Below are 1526 nucleotides of genomic sequence, written 5' to 3'. Positions count from 1 at the left end.
CCCCCGTCCTCCACCTCATGGAGCCCCGAATCTTGGGTCGATGGGTCGTAAGAGGTAACCTCGAGGCCGATACCGTTTATCTTTAAAAGACCGTCATCTACTTGATTTAGATTAATTTCAATTGATTTATTACAAATTATAGCAGCTGTATTCACGCTTATCTCCGCCGCAGAGGTCCAGGCGTTGCCGTTCACGTCCGAAAAAGATACCAATCGGACATACCTTCCCTGTTTCCCCGTAAAGCCAACGGTCTTTAAATTCGTATTGTTCGCCCACGTACCACTGCTTACGGCATCCCCCCAATCCGAAGTGTTCCCGGACACATATATTTCGTACCTCCCTATGGTACCGTTGATTCCACCGTCCTGCCTTGGAAGGTAACTAAGTCCGTCAACTATCGAAGAGGTACCCAAATCCAATCGTATCTCATGGGGCTGAGGGTCATTGCCGCCAGACCATTTCGTATGCCAGATCGTTGAAGGATTACCGTCAAGGGCGTTCAAGGCGCGACCGTCCTCCCCTGAAACCTCCTCACTGTCAACATATTCAAGTGTCGCTTCCTGTACCCCGCTACCCGGGGGACCAGCCAATTCCGTGACTATGGTATAGAGGCCCTCTTGCGACTTTGTTATACCGTCTATAGAATAGCCATCTTCCGAATTACCCGCCAACGTTGCCCCTTCCGGTGAGAGAACACTATAACCGACCCCGGAAGGTCCGGCCATAATAAGAATATCACCCCCCTCGTCCATGGTCACCGAGTCACCGACCATGACAGCGCCCCCGTCGAGCGAATAGCGCACCTCCACATCATCACATTCGAGCTGCGTCGGAGTATCGCCGGTTACGCTCAAACTAATTGTCCTGGTACAATCATCTTCTGTTGTAAAAATATATGTACCGGAATCTGCTGATGATAGTGAACTTAAAGTTAAATCATTGGTGTTCATCGCCTTGTCGTTGCCGTTAGGTCCGGATATGGAATACGCAATCCCGTTCGGTATAATGCTCAACAAAAGATTGTTTCCCTGTTCTATGGTAACAGCTGATTCTCCCGTAAAATATTGACCAGTCCCATTAATTCGATACTCCGTTTCTACAGTACTACAATCAAATGTGTTCACGGTAATATCGATGATCACGGAACAGCCTTGTGAAGACTCCAATAAGTAAGTACCTTGTTGTGTTGGGCTTATACTTTGTATTAGATAGTCACCTAAAATGTTTTCGAACTTTGAGCCGTTCGGCGATGTAAGTGAGAACCTGAGGTTCGTATTTGTATTTGGAATTAAATTTGGCAAGAGACTTAATCTTACGGTCTGACCTTCATCCGCGGTTATGGAAACATCCTGTCCCTGAGGCCCGTTCTGATATGGCTCCGCACCTATTTTCCATTCTGCACTGACCGGTGCATCGCCCGGGTCACAACTGCCCGAAACGTTCAGGTTGAGCACGGTGGCGCATCCACTAGCCGTTGTGAACACGTACTGTCCCTCGTCGCTCTTGGCCACAAGGCCGTCCGAAGG

The 1526-nt window shown here is 48.8% G+C and carries 1 protein-coding gene; it reads right to left on the bottom strand.

What is annotated here, in order from left to right:
• Positions 1-1526: discoidin domain-containing protein (locus CHB68_RS18380; RefSeq protein WP_179213238.1), on the bottom strand; the 1526-nt coding region annotated here is incomplete at both ends.

Origin of the sequence: Maribacter sedimenticola (assembly GCF_900188415.1) — a bacterium.
GTDB lineage: Bacteria > Bacteroidota > Bacteroidia > Flavobacteriales > Flavobacteriaceae > Maribacter > Maribacter sedimenticola.
Note: the sequence above shows the minus strand (reverse complement) of the source record. Positions and strands in the feature narration are given on the sequence as shown.